We start from the raw sequence: 26,613 nt of genomic DNA, 5'->3' as shown, positions 1-26,613 counted from the left end.
GATTAATGGAAATCATTTTTTATGTAATAACGGCAGCTTTAGCTAATGTTTTGGGCGGTTTTGTTATTTTTCTTAAGAAAAATTGGTCCAGAAGAAGTTTATATGCTCTAATGGCTCTAAGTTCCGGATTGCTTTTCTCAATTGCAATTATGGATCTAGTACCAGAAGCTTTAGAAATAATGGAATCAAGTTCAATTTATATCATTTTAGGTTTTGGCATCATATTTTTATTTCAACAGCTGGTAGCACCTCATTTTCATTTTGGAGAAGAAACACATCAATCTCAAACCCATACTACAATGTATGGTGCATTAATAGGCATGATAATACACACTTTTTTTGATGGTTTATCAATTGTAGCTAGTTTTGCAATAAACAGCGGATTAGGTTTTGTCGTATTAATTGCCGTCCTACTACATAAGATACCTGATGGTTTAACTATATCTTCCATTGTATTTACAAGCTTGAAAAGTAAAAAGAAAGCCATCGGTGCAGCTGTTATATTAGGTTTATCTACCGTAATGGGGGCTACAGCAGCTTTGTTTCTAACAGAACTTGTTTCTTTACAAAGTAGCATACTTGCCATTTCGCTTTCATTAACTGCAGGTATATTTTTATACATAGCTTTAACAGATTTATTACCTGTTGTAAATGCGACAGAGGATAGGCCTATTATTCTTTTCTTTTTCGGGGGGATTTTTTAAAATTTCGGGCTTCATTGGATGTTTGAGCAATTAGCTCCTCATATACACTAGAATGAAAAGAAGTAAATATTGTTTAAGGATATAGGTGTGGCTTTGAAATAAAGTCTGATAATTTGTAAAAAAGCTTGATAAAAAAGCACCAGATATATATATGACTGGGTAGGTGCAGGTATATGTTTAATTGGTGTCTCGGTAATGCTATTTGCACCTCGCCAATAAAAAGGAGAGCGTAAAATATGTCTGATTGTTGTTCTACAAAAGGGCAGGTTTCTGAAAGTAGTAGTAATGAGTTGTGTCCTTCTTGTAATGTAAAAGGGAAAAAAGTAAAAATAATTACGTTAAAATCAATGTTAAAACCAACAATTTTAGGTACATTGAATGCAGGCTTAACTCATTATTTTTGTTCGTCAAAAGATTGTAGTGTTGTTTATTATGATACGGATAAAAAAACGTATTTAAAGTCAGAAATTAAGGTTTCTGTTTATCAAAAAGATAATGCCACAGTTGTTCCTGTCTGCTATTGTTTTGGTTGGACAAAAGAAAAAATTAAACAATATGTTGAAAATGGAATTAATCCTAATCCAGTAGAACATATTCGTAAAAATATAAATGAAAACCGATGTGGTTGTGAAGTAAACAATCCTCAAGGTAGTTGCTGTTTGGGGAATGTAACGAGCTATATCAAAGAATTAACCTAAATAAAGATCCATCTTCAACGAATTTTTTTGTGCCGTAGAATATGGGTTTGTTGAACGATTTTTATTAAACTTTATTTTAAAGCTACAATATGGTTTTGAGGAGAATCTATTTTTTATTTCTAAACAAAGAAAGAGCTTGGACATTTATTGTAGCCCATGCTCTTTCTTTTTTGTTGTTTATTTCCTATCAACAATCATCATACATAGAATGGTTTTGGTTCTGGTGGTTATTCGAGGTACTATCATTATTTGAATTAGTCTGTTCTATATTTAAATTCTTTGATGTTGAGGTTATATGCTGGATATTGTTTTGATGATTATTCATGAAAGAATTCATCATTTCAGAACAATAATCCATCATTTGTTGCCAATTTCCGTTCCCTTGACTAGGAGTGCTGTTTGAATGTGCAAGAGCAGCAGTGCCAATACCTAGAAATAAAGCAACAGCTACTATAGACGTAAGTAATTTTTTCAATACTTCCACCCTCCTTTGTCCCCATTATACCCATATTTATAAAATACGAAAACAATGAAGATTCTTTTTAAGATTGATTCCTTTCTAATTTTGACTCTTTATAAGTGCTAATAAGGAATAAAATAACTCCACTAACTAAAAATACATCCGCAGTATTAAAAATTGGATAATTAATAAATGTAACTTCGAACATATCTGTTACTTCACCAAAAATTAAACGGTCTACAACGTTTCCCATTGCACCTCCTATAAATAAGCCAAAGGCTATACGCGTTAGCTTATCAGTTACTTTACGAGAATAAATAAGACCAACTACTATCACAATAATTGCAATGCTAATTAAGAATATTTTTTGCCCTGAAAAAATCCCCCAAGCAGCGCCTGTATTGCGATGAGATGTCAATTGGAAAAAACCATTAATAACGGGAATGGATTGCCCATAGTCCATAAAATTTCTAACTAAATATTTAAAAAGCTGATCAATACTTAATGTGAGTATAATGATCCAATACAAAGACTTCACCTCAGAATTTATTTTCTATAAAGACTTGTACTCAATACTTTAAAAGGAAAGAGGGTTTAACAATATTTTTGTAAATCATTACGGTTAATTAGGAATTTATATTTACGAAGTGAGACCACAGGTTAGAAAATATATTATTTTCTGCCATGATATAAAGGCCTAATCCTATAAACACAATTGGAATAACCCATCGGCCGTATTTCTCAAGTGTTTCAGAAACATATCTGAACCTTGCTAGACGATATCCTATTAAACACCAGACCGCAACCATTATAAAGAAAGTAACAACTGTAATGACCAGTTGGTTGTTATTTAAAGTAGAAAAGAACGGAACATAAATTCCAATATTGTCTCCACCATTGGCAAATGTGATAAAGGCTACACTTAAATAGAACTTATTAAATTTATTTAAACTGGAAAGAATAGCACCTTCATCTTCATCTTCACCTTTTATAAACAGTTTAACTCCTAAATAGATCGGGATAAATCCTAGAAAACCTACCCATTGATCCGGAATGAGTGTTACTCCAAATGTTGCTAAGAGACTGATTAAAACTAAAAGTGCAAAACCAAGATATTGGCCAATGACTATATCTTTAGGGTAAATACGATTTCCCTTGGCCTTCATGTTAACCGTTCGGCCATTACTTGCTTTCGCTTGTGAACTTGCCTGAGAGAACAGCAACATCAAAACAAAAATATCATCGATATTGGTTACTATAAAAGACCCTAAAGCAGAGAGAATTGTTAAAATTAAATTCATAAAAAAACTCCTTTTTAAAATACTCCCTAATCGGAATAAAAGATATTTAGTTGTGTTAGTTGTGTTACACCTCTATGTTTTCCCTTTCATGTTATTTTAGATGATGAAAATAATTAGACCCTATTATTCAAATATTTGTTTGAATATATTGTGCTTTTAGATTAAAATTATTAACGTAAAATGTCAACATTAAAATGTTGGTTTGAATGAAAATAAAAAGGGAGAGTAAAATGAAAAACAAAAGAACCAGATCGATTGTACGTATTAGTCTTCTACTTCTTATGGCTTTAGCAGTAGCCTATACTCTTTATCAAAACTTTTTTACAGAAAAATTACGAGTTCAGGCAGGGGACCAAGCACCTGATTTTGTTCTTGAAGATATGAACGGTAACAACGTTCAACTTTCTGATTTAAAAGGAAAAGGAGTTTTTCTTAACTTTTGGGGTACTTGGTGCAAGCCTTGTGAAAAAGAAATGCCTTATATGGAAAGACAGTATAGCCATTTTAAGAATCTTGGTGTAGAGATATTGGCGGTTAATATTGCAGAAAGTGATATTGCTATTGAATCGTTTGTAAATAGGCATGGGCTTACATTCCCTATACTTAAAGATAAAGATCGAGCTGTGACGGAAGCATATGACATAACCCCGATTCCTACAACATTTTTGATCGATAAGAACGGAAAAGTGTTAAAAGTGATCACAGGAAGTATGACCGAAAGGGATATAGCAAATTACATGGAACTCATTAAGCCATAGAATTAATAAACAGTTAGGTGGTATCTTTTTGGAACAACTAAGCTTATTTCTTGCATTTGGTGCAGGTCTTTTATCATTTATTTCACCTTGTTCACTTCCTTTATATCCAGCTTTTCTTTCCTATATTACAGGAGTGTCGTAAATGATCTAAAAAAAGAAAAAGGTATTTTACGAAGGAAAGCTTATATACACACTATCTTGTTTTTGGTAGGATTTTCAATTATTTTTTTAGCTTTGGGGCTTTCTACTTCTTTTATCGGTACATTTTTTATGGATTATCAAGATTTGTTAAGACAACTTGGAGCTATTGTGATGGTGTTTTTTGGTTTAGTTCTAACAGGGGTTCTTAAATTTGATTTCCTACTTTCTGATAAGAAAATTCATTTTCAAAAGAGACCTTCAGGTTATATAGGATCAATTTTGATTGGAATTGGTTTTGCTGCTGGATGGACTCCTTGTACAGGTCCCATCCTTGCAGGAGTCATTGCGTTAGGTGTATCAGACCCAGGAAAAGGACTACTATACATGGTTTTCTATGTCTTAGGTTTTTCTATTCCATTTTTATTAATGTCTTTATTTATTGATAAGATGACTTTTCTAAAGAAACACAGTGCAATCTTTATGTCTATCGGAGGCATTTTGATGATTGTGATGGGAGTATTATTGTACTTTAATATGATGACAAAAATTATTGCAGTCTTAACAAGTTTGTTCGGAGGATTTACTGGATTTTAAGGGGTTTTTAGAATCATTCTTTTTAATGGATTAAAAAGCAAATCTGAAAAATTAAAAGTGTAGTTAAGTATATTTAAATGATTAAATCGTAAGGAGTTATTAGAATGGAACATGTCAAATGCGAATGTGGTCACTCCATTCCACATGGAACGGTTATTTGTGAATCTTGTGGACGAACTATCGGGAATAAGAAGGATGAAGTTTCTAAAAAACTATTGGATATGAGATACGATGGAGGCGCAAGACGCTCACAAACATATAAAAAGTCACTTATCGATAAGATTTGGAACTTTTTCTCATCCGTTAAAGTAGGAATTTGGATAATTGTTCTTCTTTTAATTGCTTCTGCGATTGGAACAATTTTTCCTCAAGAGATGTATATTCCTCCAACCGTTGTCCCACAAGAGTTTTATAAAGATGAATATGGATTTCTTGGACAAATGTATTATGAATTAGGTTTTCACAATCTATATAGTTCATGGTGGTATTTTTTATTAATAGCAGCTCTTGGAATATCACTTGTTATCGCGAGTTTGGACCGGTTTATTCCATTGTATCGCGCTTTGAAAAAACAAGGGATTACACGTCATGAAAGCTTCTTGCGTAGACAACGTCTTTTCAGTGAAACAAAAGTCGAAGAGAACCTTGATGAACAACTGGATTTGATAATATCAAACTTGAAGAGGAAGCGTTATCAAGTACGTGAAGAAAATGGTCATTTTCTAGCTGAAAAAAGTCGGTTTTCAAGATGGGGACCTTATGTAAACCATGTTGGATTAATTATTTTCCTCATTGGAGGAATGCTGCGATTTGTACCGGGGATGTATGTAGACGAAATGCTTTGGATTCGTGACGGTGAAACAAGTGTTATCCCAGGAACCGATGGAAAATACTATTTAAGCAGTGACAAGTTCATTATGGATACCTATCAAAAAGATCAAGAGGATGAAGTTTTTGCTAATACTCTTTCACGAGTCGGAGATGGAAATGTCGTTAAAAACTTTCAAACAAACGTGACTTTGTATGAACGAAAGGGTGAAATCGTTCACGGGGCAGAACCTGAACTTGAAAAGATAAAAGATGAACAAATTAGAGTTAATTTCCCCTTAAAACACGATTCATATGCTCTTTATCAAACCTCTTATAAATTAAATGAACTAAATAAGTTTAATTTTAGTTTAGTAGACAAAGAGACAGAAGAAAGTTTTGGCAAGATTACAGTTGATTTGTTAGAGCCAAAGAAGGAGTATGATTTAGGCAATGGGTATAAAGTTGAAATTGTGACTTATTTGCCAAACTTCTATTTCAATAGTGAAGGTGTACCTGATACAAAAAACCGTGTTCCCGACAATCCAGCATTTGTATTTAACATGATATCTCCTGAAAAACCAGAAGGTGAAAGAAGCTTTGTTGCCATTCAAAAAACGATTGAACCAGAGAAAGATAATCAATTAAAAATGAAATTTGAAGGCGTAGAGACAAAAAATCTGTCAGCTCTTACGGTTCGGAAAGATCATACGCTATGGTTTCTTGGTTTAGGCGGAGCTATTTTCATGATTGGTGTTATTCAAGGAATGTATTGGAATCATAGACGTATATGGATTAGACGCGATGGTGAACGTATATTAATTGCAGGCCATACAAATAAAAATTGGTACGGTATTCGAAATGAAGTGAACCGTATTTTAAAAGAAACAAGCATTCAAGAACTAACCGATCAAACAAACGAAAAAAGCAAAAATTCGTAGAGGAGGTAAAGATGTGGTAGCTCTAAGCAGTAACTTACTATACGCAGCATTCTTACTATATCTAATTGCAACATTTCTATTTGGAGGAGCCATTCGAGATAAAAGAAAGCAATACGAAAACCCAAGCAAATGGGCGACAGTCGCAATAACTGTTACCATTTTAGGTTTTATTGCACATCTCGGTTATTTTATCACTAGATGGATCGCTTCTGGACATGCACCGGTGAGCAATATGTTCGAGTTTATAACGGCATTTTCTATGATGTTTGTATTAGCATTCATCGTCCTTTACTTTTTATATAAAGTAGCCATTTTAGGTTTATTCACCTTACCAATTACATTATTAATTATTGCCTATGCAAGCATGTTCCCAACAGACATCTCTCCATTAATACCAGCATTGCAAACAGATTGGCTTGCAATCCACGTAACAACAACTGCACTAGGTTCAGCTATTTTAGCCAGTAGTTTCATTGCAGGGGTCATTTATTTACTTCGTTCTGTTGATCAGACGAAACGCTCAAAAGAGACTTTTTGGCTTGAGGTTGTCATGTACACGATTGTGGCGACACTTGCTTTTGTAGTGGTTACAAGTGTTTTCAGAGGGATGGAGTATGAAGCCGTCTACAAATGGGTTGATAAAAATGATCAAGAGGTTGAAATGACATATAATCTACCTTCCATTGTAGGTCCAAATCAAGGTGAATTACTTACAAAAGGTAAAATAGAAGCCTTTGTTGAAGTACCAGCTATCATTGCAGCAGGCAAACTAAACATAGTTATCTGGTCATCTGTTACAGGTTTATTTTTATACGGGGTGCTAAGACTGATTTTAAGAAAAAGAATTGCTGCAGCGCTTCAGCCATTAACGAAAAATATCAAACTTGATTTGGTCGATGAAATCGGATATAGATCCGTTGCAATAGGTTTTCCAATATTCACTTTGGGTGCTCTTATTTTTGCGATGATCTGGGCTCAAATTGCGTGGACGCGTTTCTGGGGATGGGATCCTAAGGAGGTATGGGCCTTAATTACATGGTTATTTTATGCTGCTTATTTACACCTCCGCCTATCGAAAGGTTGGCATGGTGAAAAATCAGCATGGCTCGGAGTAATAGGTTTTGGAATTATTATTTTCAACCTAATTTTCGTTAATCTAATTATTGCTGGTCTACACTCTTATGCATAAAGAAATAAATTCTTTTAAAGCTAACTAAAAGTTTATGTGATAAATCTAAATTCATTTTTATCTATGTTATTGGAGGGGAATAATCTTGTAGATCCCCTCCACTTATGTAAATTGAAAGTATTTTTGAAAATGTATTTTAAACATATCCGAATTTCTATTCTTATTCAACTCTCCTTATGATGAAAAGAAAGTAGAACCATCGATTTAAAAATTTCATCATCGATATAGTAAAATGCTAATTTACCTTCCTTTCTATAGTTAGCTACACCTGAGCGTTTTAAAAACCTCAAATGATACGAAGCTGTAGCTATAGAGGACTGAATAATATTAGCCACATCACATACACAAAGTTCCCCTTCTATAGCTAATGAAAGAATAATCTTTAATCGTGTCTCATCAGCAAGAAGTTTAAATTTTTTTGATAGATGAAGTGTACTTTTAGAACTTAACAAATCTTGTAACCTTGATACTTTTATAGGGTCATAACAATAGATCTCACATTCATCTTTTAGAGTATCTTTTATATTTTTATCAACTAATGACAATTTTCCCACCTCATTAAAAATATGTGACTAGCTTATAATGAGCAAGCTTTAATGTCAACATTCAAATATTTACTTGAATAAACAAGCGAAGCGTTTCATATTCTTTTATGTCACAAATCGTAAGATACACGTGTTACTTTATATTAGCTCTTAACAAAAGTCGTTTATAAGTAATCCAAAAATCATCATAAGTTATTATAAATGAAGGGATGCATGTTTAATGGATAAAAACAAGAAAGGTGATTATATCCCTGCACTAAAATATCATTGGATGACTCGATTTTATGATCCGTTAATTCAATGGGGAATGCAAGAAAAAAAGTTTAAAACGCATTTAGTTAAGCAAGCAAACCTCCAACCAAAGGAAACGATAATGGATTTTAGCTTGCGGTACAGGTACGCTGGCACTTTTAATACAGCAATCACAACCTGGTGTGCAAGTAATTGGGGTTGATGCTGATCCTAAAATATTATCAATTGCTAAGGAGAAAATTAAAGAAACTCAAGTTAATAATATTACCTTTGAGGAAGGGTTTTCTGATAAACTTCCCTTTTCCAATAATCTATTTCATCACATATTTACAAGTTTATTTATTCATCATTTAACTCTAGAAATTAAAAAGAAAACATTTGAAGAAGTTTATCGGACACTCAAATCTGGTGGCCAATTACATATTATTGATTTTGAAAAGCCACAAAATTGGTTGATGCGTGTTGCATTTTTTCCTATTCAATTTTTAGATGGGTTTGAAACAACTTCAAATCATGTTAAAGGAATTATCCCTAACCTATTAAAAGAAACAGGATTTGTTTTAATTGAAGAAACTGGACAATTTTCAACTATCATGGGCACACTAAGGGCATATAAAGCTTTAAAGCCATAAGCTGTTTGATTTTTTATCAGACTTCTTTCATATTTAGTACCTGTAATTTTCAAATTTCCATTTTATTGTAAAAAGTAAATAGTTCTGACAATAAAATTTTAAAAACAGAGAGATGGGAATGACATACATGGAGAATATTTCACCTTTAAAAGCAGTTATGGATATCTGGAAGGTTAAACGAGGTAAACCAGAAGACATTCCCTCTCGGCAACAATCTCGTTTAGCTGAACTTATTAGTTTTGCACGATCAAACGCTCCATATTACGCACAAAAATACAGCGAGTTGCCCGAACAGATTACAAGCTTACAACAAATCCCACCAGTCACGAAATCAGAACTCATGGCTAATTTTAATGATTGGGTGACTGACCCAGAAGTAACCATCGAAAGTGTGAAAGAATTTGTATCAGATATGTCATTAGTTGGACAACTTTTTTTAGGACGCTATATGGTATCGACCACTTCAGGGTCAACCGGGGTACCCGGAATCTTTATTCAGGATAAAGGTTCAGATACGATCATGAAAACATTGATGGCGATTCGCGGAACAACAAAATTGAAATGGAGTGACATATTGAAAGTGGCAGCCAAAGGCGGACGAAATGCGGCGGTATGCTCTACAGCTGGGCATTTTACAGCATTCTCCACTGCTGAACGCCTACGTTTAAAACAGACAAACGGAAAAATAAGAGCTTTTTCTATCCAATCTCCCCTATCCAAGCTTGTCAAAGAATTGAATGAGTATCAACCAGCTTTAATTGGAGGGTATGCCACAGCGATGGAAATTCTAGCAGAAGAACAAAAAGCAGGTCGGTTAAATATTCAGCCTGTAGCGATCCTTTTGGGGGGAGAAAAGTTATATCCAAATGTTCGTGAGAAACTAGGATCCGTTTTCCAAGCTCGCGTTCTAGATCTTTACGGCGGTACAGAAGCAACAGCCATGACTTTCGAATGTGAAGAAGGTCAGTTTCATGTAAATACAGATTGGATTATATTTGAACCAGTAGATGAATATTACCAACCTGTGCCACCAGGGAAGCAATCTCATTCGGTTCTAATTACAAATCTAGCCAACAGAATACAGCCTCTTATTCGTTATGAACTAACTGACCGTGTTATCATGTCCCCAGAACCATGCAAATGCGGGAGACCATTCCCGGTCGTTCAAGTCGAAGGGAGAAAGGATGACATTTTCAAATTCTCTAGCTCCAACGGTCAAATCGTTCATGTTCTGCCCTTGGCTCTCAAAACCATTGTGGAGGAAATACTAGGCGTAAGGCGTTTTCAACTAATTCAAACGGCACCAGATAAATTAACAGTACGTTTAGAAGTGGACGAGGGTAATCTTAGAGATCAAGTTTGGGAAAATGTTAGAGAAGCTCTATTAGATTACTTTGCTACCCAGGGACTAACTAACCTTTCAATAGAAAAATCGGAAGAATTGCCACAAAGGCACCTTAAAAGTGGAAAGTACCAGCATGTTTTGATTGATTATCTTAAATAAAACAAATATTAAATAACATTGACGTATATTCTGTACGCTAAGAGATTTCAAATTTGCTTAAAGTATTAAATTCACGTTTTTGCTCTGGACATATAAAGACAAGGCTAATTCACCTTAGTGTTGGAGAAATCAGTCTTATCTTTTCTATTTATTATATAAATCCCAAATAGTACATAAAATAAATATCATAAACATTATTACTTTTAATAATAAGCTTTTTTTGTACTACACGTAACAAAAACGAACATTTTTGTTACATGTAGTGATGATCAACTTTTAGTCTAGCTAACTCGTTTAATGAGCGTAACAAAAATATGTAACAATATTATTCGTAACAATATTTATCACGAATGGATTTTGGTACAATATTTGATAGAGGAGAGGATGAACATGAAGTTTGGCTATATGCGTGTTTCTACATTTGATCAAAATTTGGATCGCCAAAAGAAACAACTTGAAGAATTTGGGTGTGATCGCATTTTCTTTGAAAAAGTAACCGGTACAAAACGAGAGCGACCGGAGTTGAATCGTATGTTGGAATTTTTGCGAATGAACGATACGGTTGTTGTGACGGATCTGACTCGTCTATCCCGTTCTACGAAAGACCTTATTGAAATTACAGAACTCATCTCACAAAAGGGAGCGCATTTAAAAAGTTTAAAGGAATCCTGGCTTGATACAACAACAGCACATGGGAAAATGTTGTTTACTATCTTTGCAGGTATTGCTCAATTTGAGAGAGATTTAACTTCTGAACGGACAAAAGAAGGGATTCTGGCTGCAAGGAAACGAGGAAAATATCCTGGAAGACCGAAAACCGATGAGGAAAAGGTTAAGTATGCCTTGTATCTTATGGACCAAGGGTTGAGTCGTACTGATGCTGCCGAGAAGGCTGGTATTTCTCGCATGACTTTGTATCGTAAGATGCAAAATAACAATAAAATCGAGTAGCAACCATCGGACAAAGGAATTCTGTCGATCATTTCTCAGATTTACTTTGCCCCTGGTTGCACGAACGCTGGTACTGCCCCAAAGAGCCAAACCCTTGATATCAATGGGTTTGGCTCTTTGACTTACTTCGTATAGTTGACATTATGTTAACTAGTTTTGTATAGAGTATTCATCTGATAAAATAATTCCAGAAATCCCTAGTGTTAAAAAGGGCCAACCTAAATATAAGATTGGCTCTTGTCATTATTTTTTGACTTCTTCATGCTCATATTTTATTAATTTCATTTGTTTAAGTACTTTAGGAAGATTAGTTTCGTTTACTCGTGAAGGTTCAACAGCAAGATATAAAGTGACTTTACCACGAATAGTTCCATCTTTATCCGTAGGAAGTATTGTTGTTTTTAATACATAACTAAATTGCTCTTCTACATCTTTTAGATTTGTTGAAGTCCTTATGTAAACAGGTTTATTACCTTCTGGCATGGAATAACCATTGATTTTCTCATCTTCATAATAATTCTTAATATGGTTCATTATATCTTTATGGTAAAGGTCTAACATGAAATTTCCGAATAATTGGTTATTTGCTTCAACCATTGATGGAAACTCAATATCTTTCACTTTTTTGTTTTTAGTTTTATATTTCTTTTATGTTGTTTTTTAATACACCATATTTATAAAAGTTATGGCTTACTTCCCAAAAATAGAATAGAGTAATCTTCCGCAATAGAATAAGCTTATCTTGAATTTAAAGGTCAATGCTTTTTTACAATAAGGTAATTACGATAATATATCTGGTTTCAAAAAATAAATACACCATCAATGAAACTACTATATTTTATGAAATTACCATATTTTAAAAAGGCCTTATCTTATCTATATAATTTATAATAAAGACAATTGAAGAGCTTAATTATCTGTATCTCGAAAGGATTACCAATCCCCTTTCTAGTTTAAAAAATATCCTTATCAGCGTCTTTTAAACGTTTCCTACGCTCAGATAACGCTTCGGCGGCTTTACGAGCTTTCTCTTGACTGGTATGAACATATAATAATGCCGTAGTTTCAGAAGTGTGTCCAAGCTGCTCCATAACGAGGGAGAGGTCCTTAGTTTCGTCCATTAGATTAGTCGCATATGTATGACGTAATTTATGAGGAGACATGCTGCGTTTTCCTTTATTAAACGCTTTAGTATATTTTCGTACTAGATCTTGAATTGTTCTAACTGTAGCAGGGGAGAAACCTTTATTATATTTTGAGAGAAACAAGTATTCATGCTCTGCATTAGTACCCTTATATCGCTTATTCCTTATATGTAAATATGCCTCTATATCTTCCATAACCTCTGCAAAGACAGTCACAATATCTTTCTTATCACCTTTTCTCATAACAGATATTGTACTCTTTTCAAAGTTAAGATCTCTAATTCTAATTTCAGCAATCTCGTTTACACGTATACCGCTACCTAGAAGAAGGGAGAGGATGGCGTAATCTCTTTCTTTATCTCTTAAAAAATAGGATAGTTGACGATTAGAAAGCCCTTTCTCATAATCATTTTTAACATAATATAGGAAATCAATATCAGAATCGTCCTGAAAGATAGCATCTGCCATTTTATTACTTCGGGAATTTAATGATTCTTTTTCTTTTATGACAGGTATTTTTTGCATAACATTACGATGAAATAGTGGCTCACCATCGTTACCCTCATATTGAGTCGTTAGGTATTTAAAAAGAGAACGTAAAGCTGATTTCTTCCTGTTAATGATAGACTTTGAACGAGTTTTCTTTTCATGCTTAGAAACATTATATTCTTCTTCTTCCAACTTCCTAAAGTATGCTTTCGCTAACTCAAGGGGGAGGGTAGCTAAAATATCATGATGAATGTCGTTTAAATGATCTGCTTCTGAGATTCCTTCCTGTATTAACCATTTAAAAAAATCTTGATAATCTAATAAATAATTTAATAGGGTGGAGGGAGACCGCTTGTTGTCCTCCATAGCAAATATATAATCCTTAACATATTCTGGCATTTGAGAGTATAATGCTTTATATTTTTCTTTGTGTTTTTGATGTTGTCTGGTATTGGCCAATAAAGACATCCTTTCTAATTGGAAATTATGTAGAATTTCGTGTAAAATACAATTTTTACGAGTAGTTGTTTACATAATAAATTTATTGTTAATTAATATAATAGTAGTGATCTTGTATATTCCATAAAGTCTATCAAATGATCTTCAACTAATCTTTGTAAGGTAGATAAATTGGTTTCTTGAAAATCGTAAACAGCAATATTTCTAAAACCCACTAAAAACTTCATTTTTTGAACGATTGAAGAGGGGAGAATATAGGCTGTTTCTAATAATGTAAAAGCATCTAGACTATTTTGCGGCAAACCAATTTTCTTTTCAATAACAATATGCATCGCCAAATCAATACTTGCTTCACACGCACGTTGCAAGTTAAGGATGATAGAGTCTTGCTTAGTGATATTTTGTAGATTTTCGGGATTATTGTCATATTCTTCTTTGACTCGTTTAACACAACGTTCAATAACGTTGATTTTATTTAGAATTACATCATTCTTCATTTAAGATTGACTCACTTTCTAGAACATAGTTACAATTAATTTAATCATTGGAATATAAAGTCATTTAATATAAGGCACATTACGGTGTTTCAGTTTTTGCTAATTGCGCTTAAATATAAATCCAGAGAATCTTCTACTTCTTCAGCAACCAATTGGATAAAATCAGAATAATCCTCTTTTGTATGTGATAAATCAAGTGCCTCATAATATGCTAATCGATTTTTTACTTTTATAACAACTGGTGGATACCCATCCTTCATCAGCTCTAAATTTAACAATAAGCGTGATGTTCTTCCATTTCCATCGATAAATGGATGAATACCAACAAAAATAGCGTGTAACATTGCACCACGTACGACTGGATGAAGTTTAACTCCTTCGTCATGATACCAATTCATCATTTGCATCATTTTTTCAGAAATCAAGTAATGTGCTGGAGGAGTATGTTGTGCACCCGATATGAATACTTGTTGATCACGATAAACCCCAGCATATTCATCATCAATTCCTTTAAGTACTAGCCGATGCAAATTTTTAATTTGCCATTCAGATAAGGGATCACTTTTATGTACAATATCCTCAACATACTGAATAGCATCACGATGGTTTATAACTTCTAGGTGTTCTCGCATAGTTTTTCCACCTACAGTTATTCCTTCTAACACTATTTTCGTTTCATTAATAGTGAGTGTATTACCTTCAATTGCATTTGAATTATAAGTCCATTCAAGCAACATCTTTTCTCTGAGGCCTTTTAATGTGTATTTTGGTAATGGCCGTGCTGTATCTAATGCGGCCTTTTTACGATTGATTTCATCAAACATTGATTATCATCCTTTACATGAACATAATTTTGATAAATTTAAATTATTCTTATTGCTCATCTGGATAGTAAAGGTATTTACGAAGAACAATATCTCGATGCTTTAAGGATTCACCATTAAAACGAAGCCATATTTCATCATCTGCCATTACTCCATGTGTTTTACGAACGATTCCCCAACGGTTATAAATTTTCAACCCGAGGACATTTAATAATTCATCGGTATTGGCCCTAGTAGGGGGAAATACACGCCATTTTAGCCATCTTTCTAGTTCTTCTTTAGTTATGGATCCCTTAGGGTTAGGGGGAAATTGTTTATTAAACCCTTCAATGTAATTAATAACGTATGGTCTGTCACTTCCAGGTGGTTTTAGAACTACTTTTGCAATAAATCATCAAAAAACATTACATCAAACTTCATATAACCGATCAATTTTATCACCTTAAATTTTCTAACATATTTCAAATTCATTTCGGAAAAACTTTCATAAATTGACTTAATTTTATTATAGCAAACATTTGTTTTGTTTTCTATATTCAACTATTCGTAAAATTAGTATTTTATACGAAGTTTAACTCGGAAGAGTTTAGGGAGCATGTCCTCCCTTTCTGTTTTTAAAATTATTAATTACTATGTTCAACTAACTGATCAACATTCGTATCTTACCCGAAGTCCTTAGTTAATATTTTAAGATAAGTAACGAAGTGAAAAACACCAAAGATTAGTTGTTGTTTGTTATCGAAAAATTAAATGTGTATTGGACGCTTATGATTAGTTAAAATAGTTACATCTTTTGAAACCTTAAAGAAATCTCTGTCATGTGTAACTATAGCAATAGAATTTTCCTTACATAAATCAATAAAATATTGATCATTAAAATCGAAATCCTTTGATTCACTAAACAACATATCAATATTTATACTTTCAAAATCATCATTTAACCTGTTTGTATTTTTAAGAATTTTCCTTTTTAAAATACTATGTATTAATCCTATTAATTCTTCAAACTCTTCACTTTTCCGAAAGTCTCTTTTATATTGGAATTCATGAAAACTCCTGTTTCCCCTGGTTATTTCATATTCCACTCTACAATAGGCATTGAAAAATTCAGAAATCACCATTGATGTAACATATATATTTGACCCAGCTTCAAGAACTCTTTGAAAAAAAGAGTTATATGAGTTTATATCTCGTTGGAAATAGTTACCCACACTACAAAATAAGTGCATCCATATATTAGCATCAAAGAAGAATCTATCTTCTCTTTTAGGGTTATATTCTGAAATTTTTATTATTTTACTCACTTCCGAATTCCCCCTTGATATTTCTTTCTTCGATGTTAAGTTTGGCTCTTTCAATTACTTTTTTCAATAAATATAAATCATAAGTATCTAGGTCAGTAATTTTTAGAAACTGATTTAACTTTTCAGGATTAAAATCATTGTAAAGTTTGGCAATAGCATTATTAAGAAAAGCTGTAGTTATTTGTTCTAACCCTTCAAAACTTACTACTGTATCGAGATCATTAATTAATCTGCTTTTAATGTTTTCATAAACCTTATCCCCATTCTCTGGTGACACCGCAAAATTAGTTCCAATAATATTTTTAATTATGATTAGCATCTATGTCTTCCTCCTCTAGAACTCTATATGCAGCGACATGTCTTCAAAAGTGTTCTCTAAACTAGATTGTATGTTAACAATTGTTCCTGGAAAGTAAGAGTCCATTTCAACAAAATTAACATAATTATTTTTCTTTTCCCAGTAACCACTACCCGAAATAATTTGAAAAGTACCCCCGTTTTTTTCAAGGAATTCATCTATTATATGTAGCCCAATTCCACCAGGCTCACCTTGGGCTTTAGTGGTGTTCCCCCATTTTGTAGCCCAATCAATTGATTCGCTATCACTTATAAAGGGGTTTTTAAGTTTACGTTTAACATTATTGCCTATTGTTTGACCAATATCAACTATTGTAAAACAAACCTTTTTATTTTTATAATAATATTGTCCGCAGGTAATTACCTCGTTGCTCTTAGCATGTAGGTCTACATTAACAAAAATTTCTGTTAAACTACTTATAAAACCTTTTGCTACCTTAGTTTCTAACTCCAGTTGTATCTTTGGTATAACATTTTCTTGTATATATTTTATAAATATCTCTTCTTCATCAACATTAAAGATTCTATATGAAATTGTGCTGCCGTAATCATCTCTTTCAGAACCCAAATTATAAAATTCATAAAATCCATTTTTCATAAACACTTTTCGAATTCTTTTACTGAGGTTTTCAAAAGTAAACGATATCTTATTGCTTTTCCTGTGAAACTCAATCCAAGCGCCTAATACTGCTACTAAATTAGCTTCAAACCAACGAGTATTGTTAAATTCTAAAATTATGTGTTTCCTACTATACTTTTTAGTTTCCTCAAATAAGTTGAGAAGAAATGTAAATCCAAAAACATCATTTTTAACCTTGTATGGTACTTTTATTTTAACTTGTTCCAAATATAATACACCCTTTAATAGTTTTCCTCTAAATTCGACACTCTTTAATTAGATTCCTGTAAATCCTAGAAACCAATTTATTAATCATTTGTACATATGCTATAAGTAACATTCTACTTACTTTATCCATTTATGGTAAGCGTCACTTTGTGGAAGAAGGTAAGGTAGAAGCTAGTGTTTCTTCCTCGAAGAAGAGTTAATAACACTGCTCTTATAAAAAACGCCTCAACTCCAATATTACCAATGAATGAAGACGTTATTAGCTTTCATTTTATAAAACTCTACAGCCCATGTTGTAATAGTTTTTTTCCTATTAAGCATATAGCTAATGATCCTGCAAAAATTAGAACAATAAAAGTTGCATTTGGGCTTTCTCTCCTCCTACCATGTATAGATTTCTCAATCTAATTCAGTTTTGGATAAGAAACTTCATTTATAAGTATTATATTTCGCACATTATTCTTTAGTTTATTTTAAAGTACTCCTATACCTATAAAATGATAAAGGGCCCACATCCTTATTCAAGATTAGCTCTTGATTGCTGAAGATTAATCCTATACTATTTCCTTGAAGTGACATAAAAAGAAATATAAAACTAAAAAAAGTGAGGTAGTTATATGAGCACCTACACTATATTTTTTAACATTGTTTTATAAATTAGTTAAGATTCAACCATTAGAATATATAGTCATCAAAACTCAATCACATCATTTTTATAACAATCTGTTATATATGACATTATTGAATCCTTAACTAGTTTCTTACAGTAATCTTCTTTTACTTTTTCCTCCTGGACTTGTATAACCTCTTCATCTTGGTCTATTCGGTTGTCTCTGTTAACTCTGGTGCTATCCTCTCGATAGTAAATAAGTTCACCATTAAATTGAAACTCTGTAATTATGGGGCTATTAGGTGAAGGGAACCGAACGAATCGAATAAAATCTGATTTATTATTATTTACATTACTAATAAACTCATTAATTCTTCTTCTCTGAGTTTCAGTAATAAATCCAGGTAGAATATCACCGTTTTCTATGGCATTTTTCTTACTATAGTTTTCAGGGACTTGATTCGTAAGCTTTTTACCAAAATCTTTAATTTGTTTATCAAACGAAGTGTCCAAACTTCTTGCTAACAGATTTTCTCCTTCTATATTAGTTACGGTTATAAAGTAATTTGCGTAAGCAACTTCAATATTTTTGGAAGACACTATATCATCCACTTTATTTTTAATTTCTTCAGCTTTACTCTCAGAGCCTTCATCAGTTTCTTTTAATGTTGTAAAAATCGTAAAAGTAGCCATTGTTTCAGTAATGTTTGGCAAAACATCAGTCACTTCTTTGTAATCTTTTAACCCCTCTAAAATACTCTTTCGCAACGTTTCAGATGCTTTGTTTGTCTCGGAGTAAACTTGTTCAGGTTCTTTGGAATAAAAATCTACAAACATAACTGTAAGAATGAATATACAAAGTAAACCTAACAGCCAAAAATATACTCTCTTCAATGTAATCCCCCCTTATATAAGGAATGTCCATCAATATGTAATTATGTATAAAACCTTATTCTAAAAGGCTGTCTACTTAAAAAAGACGCAAATATTTTACACATTTGCGCCCTTTAATGGAATAAATCAATTATTATTAAAGATTTGTAAGTTTAAAGAAATCAGGGTCTGGTTTCATCAATTTTGTACCTTTTTCTGATTGAAAATATATTTCTTTGCCATCTTCATAAAAAACCTTTATTTCTGTATTTCCTAATTCTATGACACTTGTTTTTTCACTAGATAATACTTCCTTATCCCACTCAATTGCATCATTTATAAATCTTACGATTTTCTCTACCTTAGATTTTTCTTCTATTTCATGACATTTTTCATCATTTTGATTCTGATAAATACAGATATTTTTTGGAGTTTCTTCAATCCAGGTTGTTGAATTATATAGAGGTGTTTTGTCAAAGATGACCTCTGTTTGTTCATCAAATTGATTGTAGTTTGCTGATATCCATAACTCACCGTCAAATCCTTCTTTTATCCATCGGGAATAAAACCCTGACCAATCATTTTCAGTATCGCCATCATTAAGAGCAGAATCCTCATATTCAACTTTCCACACCAAGGCAGGTAGCTCTTTTAAATAAAAATTATAAATATCAATCCATTTATTTCCTTTAACCACATATTGATGTTCAGTTGGTTTCAATCCCTCAAACAGAGGAATATCTTTGTGGTGTTCTGGAATTATGGACATCCCGTCATAAGTGTCATCTGTGATTTGTTTATATGTAAATTAACAATGCAATAACCGCAAAAGTTTTCCAATATGTCTTTATCACCAGATTTACTCCTTCCCAAAATATTACTTAGTAAAAATAATTTTTTCGGAAAATGCTGCCCTATTCCTCAATACCAATTATTTCAAAGCCACTCGTTCAACTCAATCTTTTTTTCCGTAAAAAAGACGCGTTTCAATAAACGCGCTTTTATTGTGGAAGATCGAACATTGGAGTGTTTATAACTCCTATAAAGGTTTCCAGTTAGGGTCTTTTATATCATTCTCGTTTGGTTTTCTAACAGAATCTATACAAAATTCTGAGCATGCACCGAATTTAATAAAGTTTTCTTGTGCTTGCCTTAATGAAACATCATTTGCTCCCCCCTGGTAATCTGGATCTCGAAATTGTACACCATCGTCTTCCCAAAAGCATATTTTACAAATTGCATATGTATCTGTTGGCTCTTCATCCAGCGTTTTATATCCACAACAAGGACAAGTATATTTCATGTAATCACCTCACTCTATATAGAAGAAAGTCTCCAATATTTTCTATAACTATCCACTTTATGTTCTTTATGTTCATAAATTAACTGAAGGGTCACGAAAAAAATAATACGAACTGAAAATACTTTACAAACAACTCTAAACAATCATTCCTTAACTTACAAAAGGCCTTTCCTTATTCATTAAAGGCGCTTTTGTTTGTGGAAGATGATTAACTACCTCTTAATCAACTCTCGCTTCACATAAAATATCCACCTCATGCTACATTTCTTATTGAATTATTCAGTTTATGTTTTTATACATTCTTTGTTTCTAAATTAAAAAGGCACATCTCAACATGAAATATGCCTAGTCTTTAGAGACAAACTCATTTTTTTATTTTAGTGTAGTTCTAATAATACCTCTTCTATAACCTCTGATAATATCTTTGTACTGTTGAATTCCTCAACTAAGGTGTTATCGACTCCACCAATTTGAACCATTAATGAATTGCCAAAGAGATCTTGGTTATAAGTATTTTTTGTATCTTCACCTTGTATAAAGACACCTGATGAAACTCCTGGATATTTCTCTTCTAATTTATTGTGAAATTGCTGTGCTATACTCATATTTTCATCAAATTTATTACTACTCCCAGAAACTATAAAGCTAATTTTCGAAGTACTGACACCATTAATATCTGTGGTTGTCTGGTCTTTTCTTTGAGAATCTCTGTGAATATCCAAGATTAACTTTATATTTTCATTTTCTTCGAGTGCCTTACTAATAATTGGCCTTGTAACCTCGTAGGACTTTGAAAACCTTAACCCCTTTTCTTTCATTAATCCCTGAAAATCAGTAAAAATCCCTGAACCTTCTAGAAAGAATGAAATTATTATGATGAAAGATTGGGCTATAAAAAGTGCAGAAAAATGGAGACGAATGGGATTAACTCCAGAAGTGAATCGTATGATGAATGTAATTAAAGATTGTGATCGAGAGCTACAAGAAATAGACTTAATTGAGAGGTTTAGAGAAGATGAAAATTACGACCCACCGATCCAATTCAAGCATAAAAGTTAATAATAAAAAATGGTTAGAAAAAGTATATAAACAAAAAAAAGAAAGAACACTTATTTTAGTAAAACGAAGTATTGATTATCTGTTAAAGTCAAATGAAGATATTACGCTTAGTAAAATCTCCAAAATTAGTAAGGAGTTAGACTCTGAAAATAAAGGGGTTCATGTCAATACAATTCGCACTAACCATGAATCTTATGATTATTATAAGCTCCATAGTTCCGAATATAAAAAACGAAACAATTCAACTAAGGGAAATAACAAAAAGATTTATAAATTTGACTATTCTAAATTGATTTTAAATAGAGATTTAGAAACTCTTAAGAGAAGATACTCTCGTCTTTCTAAATCCGAGCTCATCAACCGGCTAATATCTGTAGAGGAATATGTAATAAAAAACAATCAAAAATGGATCCAAAAACAATTTATGGATTATAAAAATTATAAAAATCAAACGGATGACAACCCTTCCTAAGATTGCCTAGAAGGACTTTTTACTAAACCTATTTTAACTGCAGAAAGAAAAATATTTAATTAGAGAAGTAGATTACTAATTTGTGTATTACAATTTTTCTGTAATAAATTAATTAAAGTGGACATTCCTTATAAGAGGAGGTGTCTAATTTGAAAAAGATAATTTTTGTTGGTGTTCTTTTAGCTTTTATATTAGTTGTTTCCGTTGTCTCTTTAAAAATGCAAGCCGAAAAAGATGAGGTAATTTTTCTAAAAGGTAAAGAATTGAATGAACAACAGTATGAAGAGTTTAGAAAAAGAACTTTTAAATTAAAGGACTTTATTAATGAGAAATTAAGTGATTCGAATCTAAAATTAAACACTATTGAACTTTTTCCTAAGCAGCTTATTCAAATTGATTCGATGGACGAAAGCTTAAGTGAAAAAGAAGTCGAGAAAAGAATTAGGAACATTATTAACTTAGCAAAAGAAGAATCAATATTAGAAGAGGATGATCCTTCTTTTGATGTTTTAGTTACTATTGCTAGTAAAGAATCTGTTACAAACAAAGGTGATAAAGTCGATAATCAATTAGCTTTGAAGGAATTAACAAGCATAACAGACAAAGTTATAGAGGTGTTAAAGAGTTATGAAGGGATTGGAGATATAGAAACTGATTATCAAAGTTCTCTAACTATACAAACATCTTTAGACAGTATCAATGCAGAAACTCAAAATATAGCAAGAGAAATTCAAGATAAAGTTGAGAAGGTTTTAAATTCTAAGGAACTAGAATCAATATCTAAAATTGACTCATATAAGATATATGTAACGAATAAAGATGGTAAAGTTATTCCCATCAATTAAACTAATTTAATTCCACACAATTTATAATAAGTTGCTCTACCCATAATTATCATTTATCTATCCCTTTTACGTCCAACCTAACATTAGAAGCATAAACCTCTTTTATTAATGAAAGCTTAGTAAAAGCATCGCATCCACGATGCTTTTTTTGTTTAGGGATTAGTAACTAACTGAGTTTGCTATCTCCACTAAAACTTCTGTGGGTACTTGATTGGATACCTTTTTATTAATGCTTAAAATATATTGAAAATCATCTTTCTCGAATATAAGAAGATTAACCCCTGCAATTTTCGAGCTATAAATAGCCCTACTTCCATCTTTAAGTTTAAATGTTTGGTCTATATTTTTCTCAATAATTTTAAGACCAAATTTAACTGGTTTAACCCGAATTACATAGTTATTTTTTGGTTTATCTTTATGGTGATACTCAATTTCAAATCCATCATTTACAACACCTTCTGAATCATTAAACCTTCCAAAAACATGCGTAAATTCAATAGGAGGTATTTGTAATGGTAATGCAATTTCACGTTTAAAATGATTATTACTTTCTTGTAGTGCTTTATAAACTTCTTTGTAGCCAATATCAAAAAACAATTTCTGAAACTCTTCACTTGTTGTATTGCTAGCTTTAGCTACAAATGGAAAAAATGTGGTTAAAACAAAACATATTAGGGATATTTTTATAATCTTAATAAATAATCACTTCCTTAATTAATGTTATTATTTACAATTATTGCCTTAATTATCTACCGTAATTATTATCAATCAATATTTCATTTAATTTATTTTTTCTAAAAGACATCATAAAAGTAAGTCTGATCTTCAACAATTTTGCATAGTTATTTGGACAAGGGGTGATTAGTTTGAATAAGACGTTATACCTATTAACCTTATTTGTTTTACTAATTGGTTGTGACGATAATATACAAAAGGAAAACCAAAAAGAATATATCGAAAGTTCTGCTGTTGATCCAAAAAAGCTTGGTATTTATACACAATTATCAGAAATAGAACAGGATTTAGATGGTAATGGAACAAATGAAGTAATATCAGTATATATAGGGTCAAGTTCAAATAATGACGAAGAACAGTCAGCCTTTACCCCCGATGAAGTTAATTATAGATTAATGGTTAAAGATCAAAAAGAGACCTACACGTTAATAAATTCAAATAAAAAAATCAAGAATATCAGAGAAATGTGGTTCGAGACAGAGCTGCATAAAACTAAGATAGTTGTTTTTTTTGATGGTAAGTTTAGGGAAATAGCTTCTTTTAGTTACGACAGTAAGAATTCAAGATTCATAAAAGAACTCCAATACATGAATACTGGAAATATAAAAGACATCCAACAGCAATTCTATCCAATAAAATAGTTTGTAATGATTAATAGTTCACTTTCAAACAAAGCAAAGGGGACAGAGGATTTTCGTCCCCTTTGTTCCTATGTAATTTTATCTAATTGCTTTCATTGATCTTAAACATCTCTTAGGAAATAGTAGGCATATTTATACCTTTCGTAATCCACACCGCGATTCATAATGAATTAAGTCCAACTAAAACACAAAAGCCAGCGAAACATACTGGCTTTACGTCTTGTTAAGGTCAACATTAATTATAGAGTTGAAGGAAATTTGAAAAGCCTTCCCTTCTCTAGATACCACTCTAATTTTTTGATTTTGCTCATCTACATAGTGAATATTTCCGATAATTGTTTTATATTGCTTATTATCAAAAAACAGCATCGAAATCGGTGAACCAAGAGCCATTGACTCGCAGATAACTTTATTCATTTCTTCAAATTGTTGTTCATCAAGTTCTGGCATTTTTTGAAACTCATCTTCTTTCTCCCAATCTCGTAAGAGTTTTACATGTTCAGGGAGCATCATTGAAACCCACTTGATATTTCCTCTGTCCCTAAGCAATTTTTCATCCCCCCATAAAATGTATAACATCATATAAATAAACTTTATATATATTAATATTTAATAAATATATTGACTTTTAATATAAACAATGTAATCCCAAGGACCATACCTAAAATATTCCTCTCCTAACCATACCTCTTTTTCTCCTTGTACGATAATGCAAAAAGAGGGCTCATTAACCCTAGAGATGGGTTCGGTAATAATAGATTCACGGATGAGAAATAAAGATGAAATAGAGGTTTGATGAACACCATCCTGCCATGTGTAACGCTCAATAAGTTTTCGTAGTTCATTCTGCTTATCAATTTTCTCAGACATATCTTATCTCCTTCTTCGTTCATCTTAGATTGTTTCATTTTACTTGATATTGGTTGAGTGAGGAAGTGATTTGATAGGATTAGGCAAAAACCTGATAGTAATGGGTTTAGGTTTAGTTCCTGATTTGTGACATAATTAGAAGTGCAATATCCTAACTAAAAATAGATATGTGTTAATAAATGAAAGTGAGGATTAAAGAAGTGGAATATGTGAAACTAGGTAATACAGGATTGGATGTATCTAGATTTTGTCTTGGCTGTATGAGTTTTGGTGAAGCAGAAAAATGGATTCATAAATGGGTACTTAATGAAGAGCAAAGTCGCTCTATTATTAAAAAAGCACTTGATCTTGGGATCAATTTCTTTGATACGGCAAATGTATATTCAATGGGAACCAGTGAGGAATTTCTTGGACGAGCTCTAAAGGATTACGCCAATCGTGATGAAGTTGTAATCGCAACAAAGCTACATGGCCGAATGCATGAAGGTCCAAATGGCGCAGGATTATCCCGAAAGGCAATCATGAGTGAAATTGATAAGAGCCTGAAGAGACTGGGAACCGATTATGTAGATCTTTATATTATCCATCGTTGGGATTACAATACCCCTATCGAAGAAACGATGGAAGCATTACATGATGTGGTGAAAGCTGGAAAGGCAAGATATATCGGTGCATCAGCCATGTACGCATGGCAATTCCAAAAGGCATTACATGTAGCTGAAAAAAATGGCTGGACTCGCTTTGTTTCGATGCAGAATCATTACAATCTCATATACCGTGAAGAAGAAAGGGAAATGCTTCCTCTTTGTAAAGAAGAAAAAATTGGGGTGACTCCATATAGTCCGCTTGCATCAGGAAGATTAACCCGTGATTGGTTGGAATCAACTCAACGCTCCGAAACAGACTTCATATTAAAATCTAAATATGATGCGACTGCTGAAGCAGATCGATATGTTGTAGAGAGAGTTGCTGAATTGGCAGAAAAACATGGAGTTCCACGAACTCATATCGCACTGGCTTGGCTACTACAGAAAGAACCAGTAACTGCGCCCATTATAGGTGCAACGAAAATCTCTCATCTCGATGGTGCTGTAGGTTCTTTATCAGTTAAGCTAACTCCTGAAGAAATGACATACTTAGAAGAACCATATGCACCACACCCAATAGTTGGTCATAATTAATCCTTTGTTTATAAATAAAAGAGAACCCAATTTTCTTTACAAGGAAGATTGGGTTTTCTTATAATCTTCGAGGAATCTCCACTTGCTCTAACAAAATCACCTAAAAATGAAGATATTTATTGCGCAGTATTTAGTCAATTGTGTACTTATAAGAGTTTCCACAACATGGCCGATTGATGAAAAAAGAGACTTGGATTGAATCCTAGAGTTTCATCCCACTTGATGTGTTAATAACACTTATCTCTCTTTCCTGAAAAAACCGTCTAAATCCCAGTAATTTCAATGGTTTAAGACGTTATTTATACTTAGGTTTAGTTGTGTTACACGAAGTTTATTTAAGAGTTAGAAAATGCTAGCTTCTTTAACTTCTCGGTCACAATCGAAAATTCCCCTTCATGCTTATACCTAAACGTTGCGTCAATGATGATACTACATGCGAGCGGATTGGTCTGTTCAACCTATCTCAATAGCTTGTCCAATTGCAACGGTCAGTCAAGAGATGAATGACCGTTGTCAAATCATTGTGGAAAAAACAGGTCTTATTTCTGAATCCTTTGTCTACTTTTCTAGGATATCTTCAGATTTACGGAAGTCTTTATTTAATATCCTATTTTAGTATGATTTT

Annotated in this window: 34 protein-coding genes and 2 pseudogenes; 17 read left to right on the top strand and 19 right to left on the bottom strand. The window is 32.5% G+C overall.

The genetic code is table 11. The features are described 5' to 3' along the window. Positions 1 to 5 precede the first annotated feature (5 nt). The 3 genes and pseudogenes from ACEWK1_RS12955 (at position 6) to ACEWK1_RS12945 (ending at position 1,402) form a co-directional block, all read left to right on the top strand. Positions 6 to 704, top strand: a complete 699-nt coding sequence (locus ACEWK1_RS12955; protein WP_212138007.1) for a ZIP family metal transporter — start codon at positions 6 to 8, stop codon at positions 702 to 704. A 124-nt stretch (positions 705 to 828) separates the two neighbouring features. After that, positions 829 to 923: pseudogene (locus ACEWK1_RS12950) on the top strand (hypothetical protein); the annotation flags it as partial. A 17-nt stretch (positions 924 to 940) separates the two neighbouring features. Beyond that, entirely contained in the window at positions 941 to 1,402 is a 462-nt protein-coding gene (locus ACEWK1_RS12945) for a putative iron-sulfur cluster-binding metallochaperone (RefSeq protein ID WP_212138006.1), read from the top strand. 187 nt (positions 1,403 to 1,589) lie between these two features. Here the strand turns inward: ACEWK1_RS12945 and ACEWK1_RS12940 are convergent, their stop codons facing one another. The 3 genes from ACEWK1_RS12940 to ACEWK1_RS12930 form a co-directional block, all read right to left on the bottom strand. After that, complete coding sequence (locus tag ACEWK1_RS12940) at positions 1,590 to 1,886, bottom strand: hypothetical protein (RefSeq protein WP_416636358.1); 297 nt, start codon at positions 1,884 to 1,886, stop codon at positions 1,590 to 1,592. A 58-nt stretch (positions 1,887 to 1,944) separates the two neighbouring features. Beyond that, positions 1,945 to 2,400, bottom strand: a complete 456-nt coding sequence (gene lspA, locus ACEWK1_RS12935) for a signal peptidase II (protein WP_311315563.1) — start codon at positions 2,398 to 2,400, stop codon at positions 1,945 to 1,947. An 88-nt stretch (positions 2,401 to 2,488) separates the two neighbouring features. Continuing rightward, positions 2,489 to 3,163 (bottom strand): CadD family cadmium resistance transporter, encoded by a 675-nt coding sequence (locus tag ACEWK1_RS12930; RefSeq protein ID WP_212138003.1) that lies wholly within the window; start codon positions 3,161 to 3,163, stop codon positions 2,489 to 2,491. A 230-nt stretch (positions 3,164 to 3,393) separates the two neighbouring features. Between ACEWK1_RS12930 and resA the strand changes: the two genes are divergently transcribed. The 4 genes and pseudogenes from resA to ccsB all read left to right on the top strand — a co-directional run bounded on the left by resA (position 3,394) and on the right by ccsB (position 7,593). After that, on the top strand, positions 3,394 to 3,921 hold the full coding sequence (gene resA, locus ACEWK1_RS12925; protein WP_061785993.1) for a thiol-disulfide oxidoreductase ResA: 528 nt from the start codon (positions 3,394 to 3,396) through the stop codon (positions 3,919 to 3,921). Between the two features lie 28 nt (positions 3,922 to 3,949). Continuing rightward, a pseudogene (locus ACEWK1_RS12920) lies at positions 3,950 to 4,656 on the top strand (cytochrome c biogenesis CcdA family protein). 104 nt (positions 4,657 to 4,760) lie between these two features. Further along, a complete protein-coding gene (gene resB / locus ACEWK1_RS12915; protein ID WP_098796757.1) occupies positions 4,761 to 6,404 on the top strand; it encodes a cytochrome c biogenesis protein ResB in 1,644 nt (547 codons plus the stop codon). 13 nt (positions 6,405 to 6,417) lie between these two features. After that, positions 6,418 to 7,593: a c-type cytochrome biogenesis protein CcsB gene (ccsB, locus tag ACEWK1_RS12910; protein ID WP_098796760.1), complete on the top strand. Its 1,176-nt coding sequence runs from the start codon at positions 6,418 to 6,420 to the stop codon at positions 7,591 to 7,593. A 164-nt stretch (positions 7,594 to 7,757) separates the two neighbouring features. Here ccsB and ACEWK1_RS12905 read toward each other — a convergent pair whose 3' ends face one another. Continuing rightward, positions 7,758 to 8,138, bottom strand: a complete 381-nt coding sequence (locus ACEWK1_RS12905) for an ArsR/SmtB family transcription factor (protein WP_082138369.1) — start codon at positions 8,136 to 8,138, stop codon at positions 7,758 to 7,760. A 220-nt stretch (positions 8,139 to 8,358) separates the two neighbouring features. On the opposite strand from ACEWK1_RS12905, the gene ACEWK1_RS12900 reads away from it, so the two are divergent. From ACEWK1_RS12900 to ACEWK1_RS12885, 4 genes are all read left to right on the top strand, one after another. Then, the gene (locus ACEWK1_RS12900) at positions 8,359 to 8,592 is read left to right on the top strand and encodes a hypothetical protein (protein ID WP_231309849.1); all 234 of its coding nucleotides are present in this window, start codon (positions 8,359 to 8,361) and stop codon (positions 8,590 to 8,592) included. Beyond that, positions 8,573 to 9,022 (top strand): class I SAM-dependent methyltransferase, encoded by a 450-nt coding sequence (locus ACEWK1_RS12895; RefSeq protein WP_231309848.1) that lies wholly within the window; start codon positions 8,573 to 8,575, stop codon positions 9,020 to 9,022. The genes ACEWK1_RS12900 and ACEWK1_RS12895 overlap by 20 nt, the downstream gene beginning before the upstream one ends. 127 nt (positions 9,023 to 9,149) lie before the next feature. After that, entirely contained in the window at positions 9,150 to 10,526 is a 1,377-nt protein-coding gene (locus ACEWK1_RS12890) for a phenylacetate--CoA ligase family protein (protein ID WP_098796763.1), read from the top strand. A 390-nt stretch (positions 10,527 to 10,916) separates the two neighbouring features. After that, complete coding sequence (locus tag ACEWK1_RS12885; protein WP_098796766.1) at positions 10,917 to 11,477, top strand: recombinase family protein; 561 nt, start codon at positions 10,917 to 10,919, stop codon at positions 11,475 to 11,477. 243 nt (positions 11,478 to 11,720) lie between these two features. On the opposite strand, the gene ACEWK1_RS12880 is transcribed toward ACEWK1_RS12885, so the two are convergent. The 12 genes from ACEWK1_RS12880 to spoIIP all read right to left on the bottom strand — a co-directional run bounded on the left by ACEWK1_RS12880 (position 11,721) and on the right by spoIIP (position 21,054). Further along, a complete protein-coding gene (locus tag ACEWK1_RS12880) occupies positions 11,721 to 12,074 on the bottom strand; it encodes a hypothetical protein (protein WP_098796769.1) in 354 nt (117 codons plus the stop codon). A gap of 356 nt (positions 12,075 to 12,430) precedes the next feature. Then, on the bottom strand, positions 12,431 to 13,579 hold the full coding sequence (gene xerS / locus ACEWK1_RS12875; RefSeq protein ID WP_396653920.1) for a tyrosine recombinase XerS: 1,149 nt from the start codon (positions 13,577 to 13,579) through the stop codon (positions 12,431 to 12,433). Positions 13,580 to 13,662: 83 nt separating this feature from the next. Further along, positions 13,663 to 14,067, bottom strand: a complete 405-nt coding sequence (hepT, locus tag ACEWK1_RS12870; RefSeq protein ID WP_098796774.1) for a type VII toxin-antitoxin system HepT family RNase toxin — start codon at positions 14,065 to 14,067, stop codon at positions 13,663 to 13,665. Between the two features lie 89 nt (positions 14,068 to 14,156). Then, entirely contained in the window at positions 14,157 to 14,891 is a 735-nt protein-coding gene (locus ACEWK1_RS12865; RefSeq protein WP_098796777.1) for a Fic family protein, read from the bottom strand. Positions 14,892 to 14,940: 49 nt separating this feature from the next. Continuing rightward, positions 14,941 to 15,087 (bottom strand): hypothetical protein, encoded by a 147-nt coding sequence (locus tag ACEWK1_RS12860; RefSeq protein ID WP_231309847.1) that lies wholly within the window; start codon positions 15,085 to 15,087, stop codon positions 14,941 to 14,943. Between the two features lie 550 nt (positions 15,088 to 15,637). Further along, positions 15,638 to 16,195 carry a type II toxin-antitoxin system VapC family toxin gene (locus ACEWK1_RS12855; protein WP_212138002.1) on the bottom strand — a complete coding sequence of 186 codons (558 nt, stop codon included), beginning with the start codon at positions 16,193 to 16,195 and terminating at the stop codon, positions 15,638 to 15,640. Beyond that, positions 16,188 to 16,514 carry an STAS-like domain-containing protein gene (locus ACEWK1_RS12850; protein ID WP_212138001.1) on the bottom strand — a complete coding sequence of 109 codons (327 nt, stop codon included), beginning with the start codon at positions 16,512 to 16,514 and terminating at the stop codon, positions 16,188 to 16,190. Before ACEWK1_RS12850 ends, ACEWK1_RS12855 begins: the two co-directional genes overlap by 8 nt. Before the next feature lie 15 nt (positions 16,515 to 16,529). Then, positions 16,530 to 17,399, bottom strand: a complete 870-nt coding sequence (locus tag ACEWK1_RS12845; RefSeq protein WP_212138000.1) for a hypothetical protein — start codon at positions 17,397 to 17,399, stop codon at positions 16,530 to 16,532. Between the two features lie 691 nt (positions 17,400 to 18,090). Further along, positions 18,091 to 18,903, bottom strand: a complete 813-nt coding sequence (locus tag ACEWK1_RS12840) for a DUF4362 domain-containing protein (protein ID WP_212137999.1) — start codon at positions 18,901 to 18,903, stop codon at positions 18,091 to 18,093. Between the two features lie 136 nt (positions 18,904 to 19,039). After that, the gene (locus tag ACEWK1_RS12835; RefSeq protein WP_416636357.1) at positions 19,040 to 19,603 is read right to left on the bottom strand and encodes a hypothetical protein; all 564 of its coding nucleotides are present in this window, start codon (positions 19,601 to 19,603) and stop codon (positions 19,040 to 19,042) included. A gap of 318 nt (positions 19,604 to 19,921) precedes the next feature. Then, positions 19,922 to 20,185, bottom strand: a complete 264-nt coding sequence (locus ACEWK1_RS12830; protein WP_212137997.1) for a CPCC family cysteine-rich protein — start codon at positions 20,183 to 20,185, stop codon at positions 19,922 to 19,924. A gap of 377 nt (positions 20,186 to 20,562) precedes the next feature. Further along, positions 20,563 to 21,054 (bottom strand): stage II sporulation protein P, encoded by a 492-nt coding sequence (spoIIP, locus tag ACEWK1_RS12825; RefSeq protein WP_311315564.1) that lies wholly within the window; start codon positions 21,052 to 21,054, stop codon positions 20,563 to 20,565. A 4-nt stretch (positions 21,055 to 21,058) separates the two neighbouring features. On the opposite strand from spoIIP, the gene ACEWK1_RS12820 reads away from it, so the two are divergent. From ACEWK1_RS12820 to ACEWK1_RS12810, 3 genes are all read left to right on the top strand, one after another. Continuing rightward, positions 21,059 to 21,244 carry a hypothetical protein gene (locus ACEWK1_RS12820; protein WP_212137995.1) on the top strand — a complete coding sequence of 62 codons (186 nt, stop codon included), beginning with the start codon at positions 21,059 to 21,061 and terminating at the stop codon, positions 21,242 to 21,244. Beyond that, complete coding sequence (locus ACEWK1_RS12815; RefSeq protein ID WP_212137994.1) at positions 21,201 to 21,716, top strand: hypothetical protein; 516 nt, start codon at positions 21,201 to 21,203, stop codon at positions 21,714 to 21,716. Before ACEWK1_RS12820 ends, ACEWK1_RS12815 begins: the two co-directional genes overlap by 44 nt. Positions 21,717 to 21,865: 149 nt before the next feature. Next, positions 21,866 to 22,561 (top strand): hypothetical protein, encoded by a 696-nt coding sequence (locus tag ACEWK1_RS12810; RefSeq protein WP_212137993.1) that lies wholly within the window; start codon positions 21,866 to 21,868, stop codon positions 22,559 to 22,561. A 159-nt stretch (positions 22,562 to 22,720) separates the two neighbouring features. Here the strand turns inward: ACEWK1_RS12810 and ACEWK1_RS12805 are convergent, their stop codons facing one another. Continuing rightward, positions 22,721 to 23,158, bottom strand: a complete 438-nt coding sequence (locus ACEWK1_RS12805; RefSeq protein ID WP_251406675.1) for a hypothetical protein — start codon at positions 23,156 to 23,158, stop codon at positions 22,721 to 22,723. A 269-nt stretch (positions 23,159 to 23,427) separates the two neighbouring features. Between ACEWK1_RS12805 and ACEWK1_RS12800 the strand changes: the two genes are divergently transcribed. Beyond that, entirely contained in the window at positions 23,428 to 23,937 is a 510-nt protein-coding gene (locus tag ACEWK1_RS12800; protein ID WP_212137992.1) for a hypothetical protein, read from the top strand. 213 nt (positions 23,938 to 24,150) lie between these two features. Here ACEWK1_RS12800 and ACEWK1_RS12795 read toward each other — a convergent pair whose 3' ends face one another. Both ACEWK1_RS12795 and ACEWK1_RS12790 read right to left on the bottom strand, forming a co-directional pair. Beyond that, the gene (locus ACEWK1_RS12795; RefSeq protein WP_212137991.1) at positions 24,151 to 24,486 is read right to left on the bottom strand and encodes a YolD-like family protein; all 336 of its coding nucleotides are present in this window, start codon (positions 24,484 to 24,486) and stop codon (positions 24,151 to 24,153) included. A 60-nt stretch (positions 24,487 to 24,546) separates the two neighbouring features. Continuing rightward, positions 24,547 to 24,807 carry an AraC family transcriptional regulator gene (locus ACEWK1_RS12790; RefSeq protein WP_212137990.1) on the bottom strand — a complete coding sequence of 87 codons (261 nt, stop codon included), beginning with the start codon at positions 24,805 to 24,807 and terminating at the stop codon, positions 24,547 to 24,549. Between the two features lie 200 nt (positions 24,808 to 25,007). Between ACEWK1_RS12790 and ACEWK1_RS12785 the strand changes: the two genes are divergently transcribed. Next, entirely contained in the window at positions 25,008 to 25,988 is a 981-nt protein-coding gene (locus ACEWK1_RS12785) for an aldo/keto reductase (RefSeq protein ID WP_098796829.1), read from the top strand. Positions 25,989 to 26,421: 433 nt separating this feature from the next. Continuing rightward, on the top strand, positions 26,422 to 26,604 hold the full coding sequence (locus tag ACEWK1_RS12780; protein WP_212137989.1) for a hypothetical protein: 183 nt from the start codon (positions 26,422 to 26,424) through the stop codon (positions 26,602 to 26,604). The last annotated feature ends 9 nt before the right edge of the window (positions 26,605 to 26,613 follow it).

Source organism: Metabacillus sp. YM-086, from assembly GCF_048059995.1.
Taxonomy (GTDB): domain Bacteria; phylum Bacillota; class Bacilli; order Bacillales; family Bacillaceae; genus Metabacillus; species Metabacillus litoralis_B.
Note: the sequence above shows the minus strand (reverse complement) of the source record. Positions and strands in the feature narration are given on the sequence as shown.

Bases quoted from the DNA above. Each gene is read 5' to 3' on its own strand.
- ACEWK1_RS12890 (WP_098796763.1), top strand. From the start codon at position 9,150: ATGGAGAATATTTCACCTTTAAAAGCAGTTATGGATATCTGGAAGGTT.
- ACEWK1_RS12930 (WP_212138003.1), bottom strand. From the start codon at position 3,163: ATGAATTTAATTTTAACAATTCTCTCTGCTTTAGGGTCTTTTATAGTA.
- xerS (WP_396653920.1), bottom strand. From the start codon at position 13,579: ATGTCTTTATTGGCCAATACCAGACAACATCAAAAACACAAAGAAAAA.
- ACEWK1_RS12900 (WP_231309849.1), top strand. From the start codon at position 8,359: ATGGATAAAAACAAGAAAGGTGATTATATCCCTGCACTAAAATATCAT.
- ACEWK1_RS12820 (WP_212137995.1), top strand. From the start codon at position 21,059: ATGATGAAAGATTGGGCTATAAAAAGTGCAGAAAAATGGAGACGAATG.
- ACEWK1_RS12780 (WP_212137989.1), top strand. From the start codon at position 26,422: ATGCGAGCGGATTGGTCTGTTCAACCTATCTCAATAGCTTGTCCAATT.
- ACEWK1_RS12880 (WP_098796769.1), bottom strand. From the start codon at position 12,074: ATGGTTGAAGCAAATAACCAATTATTCGGAAATTTCATGTTAGACCTT.
- ACEWK1_RS12815 (WP_212137994.1), top strand. From the start codon at position 21,201: ATGAAAATTACGACCCACCGATCCAATTCAAGCATAAAAGTTAATAAT.
- resA (WP_061785993.1), top strand. From the start codon at position 3,394: ATGAAAAACAAAAGAACCAGATCGATTGTACGTATTAGTCTTCTACTT.
- ACEWK1_RS12955 (WP_212138007.1), top strand. From the start codon at position 6: ATGGAAATCATTTTTTATGTAATAACGGCAGCTTTAGCTAATGTTTTG.
- ACEWK1_RS12885 (WP_098796766.1), top strand. From the start codon at position 10,917: ATGAAGTTTGGCTATATGCGTGTTTCTACATTTGATCAAAATTTGGAT.
- ACEWK1_RS12790 (WP_212137990.1), bottom strand. From the start codon at position 24,807: ATGTCTGAGAAAATTGATAAGCAGAATGAACTACGAAAACTTATTGAG.
- hepT (WP_098796774.1), bottom strand. From the start codon at position 14,067: ATGAAGAATGATGTAATTCTAAATAAAATCAACGTTATTGAACGTTGT.
- resB (WP_098796757.1), top strand. From the start codon at position 4,761: ATGGAACATGTCAAATGCGAATGTGGTCACTCCATTCCACATGGAACG.
- ACEWK1_RS12830 (WP_212137997.1), bottom strand. From the start codon at position 20,185: ATGAAATATACTTGTCCTTGTTGTGGATATAAAACGCTGGATGAAGAG.
- ACEWK1_RS12945 (WP_212138006.1), top strand. From the start codon at position 941: ATGTCTGATTGTTGTTCTACAAAAGGGCAGGTTTCTGAAAGTAGTAGT.
- ACEWK1_RS12865 (WP_098796777.1), bottom strand. From the start codon at position 14,891: ATGTTTGATGAAATCAATCGTAAAAAGGCCGCATTAGATACAGCACGG.
- ACEWK1_RS12850 (WP_212138001.1), bottom strand. From the start codon at position 16,514: ATGCTAATCATAATTAAAAATATTATTGGAACTAATTTTGCGGTGTCA.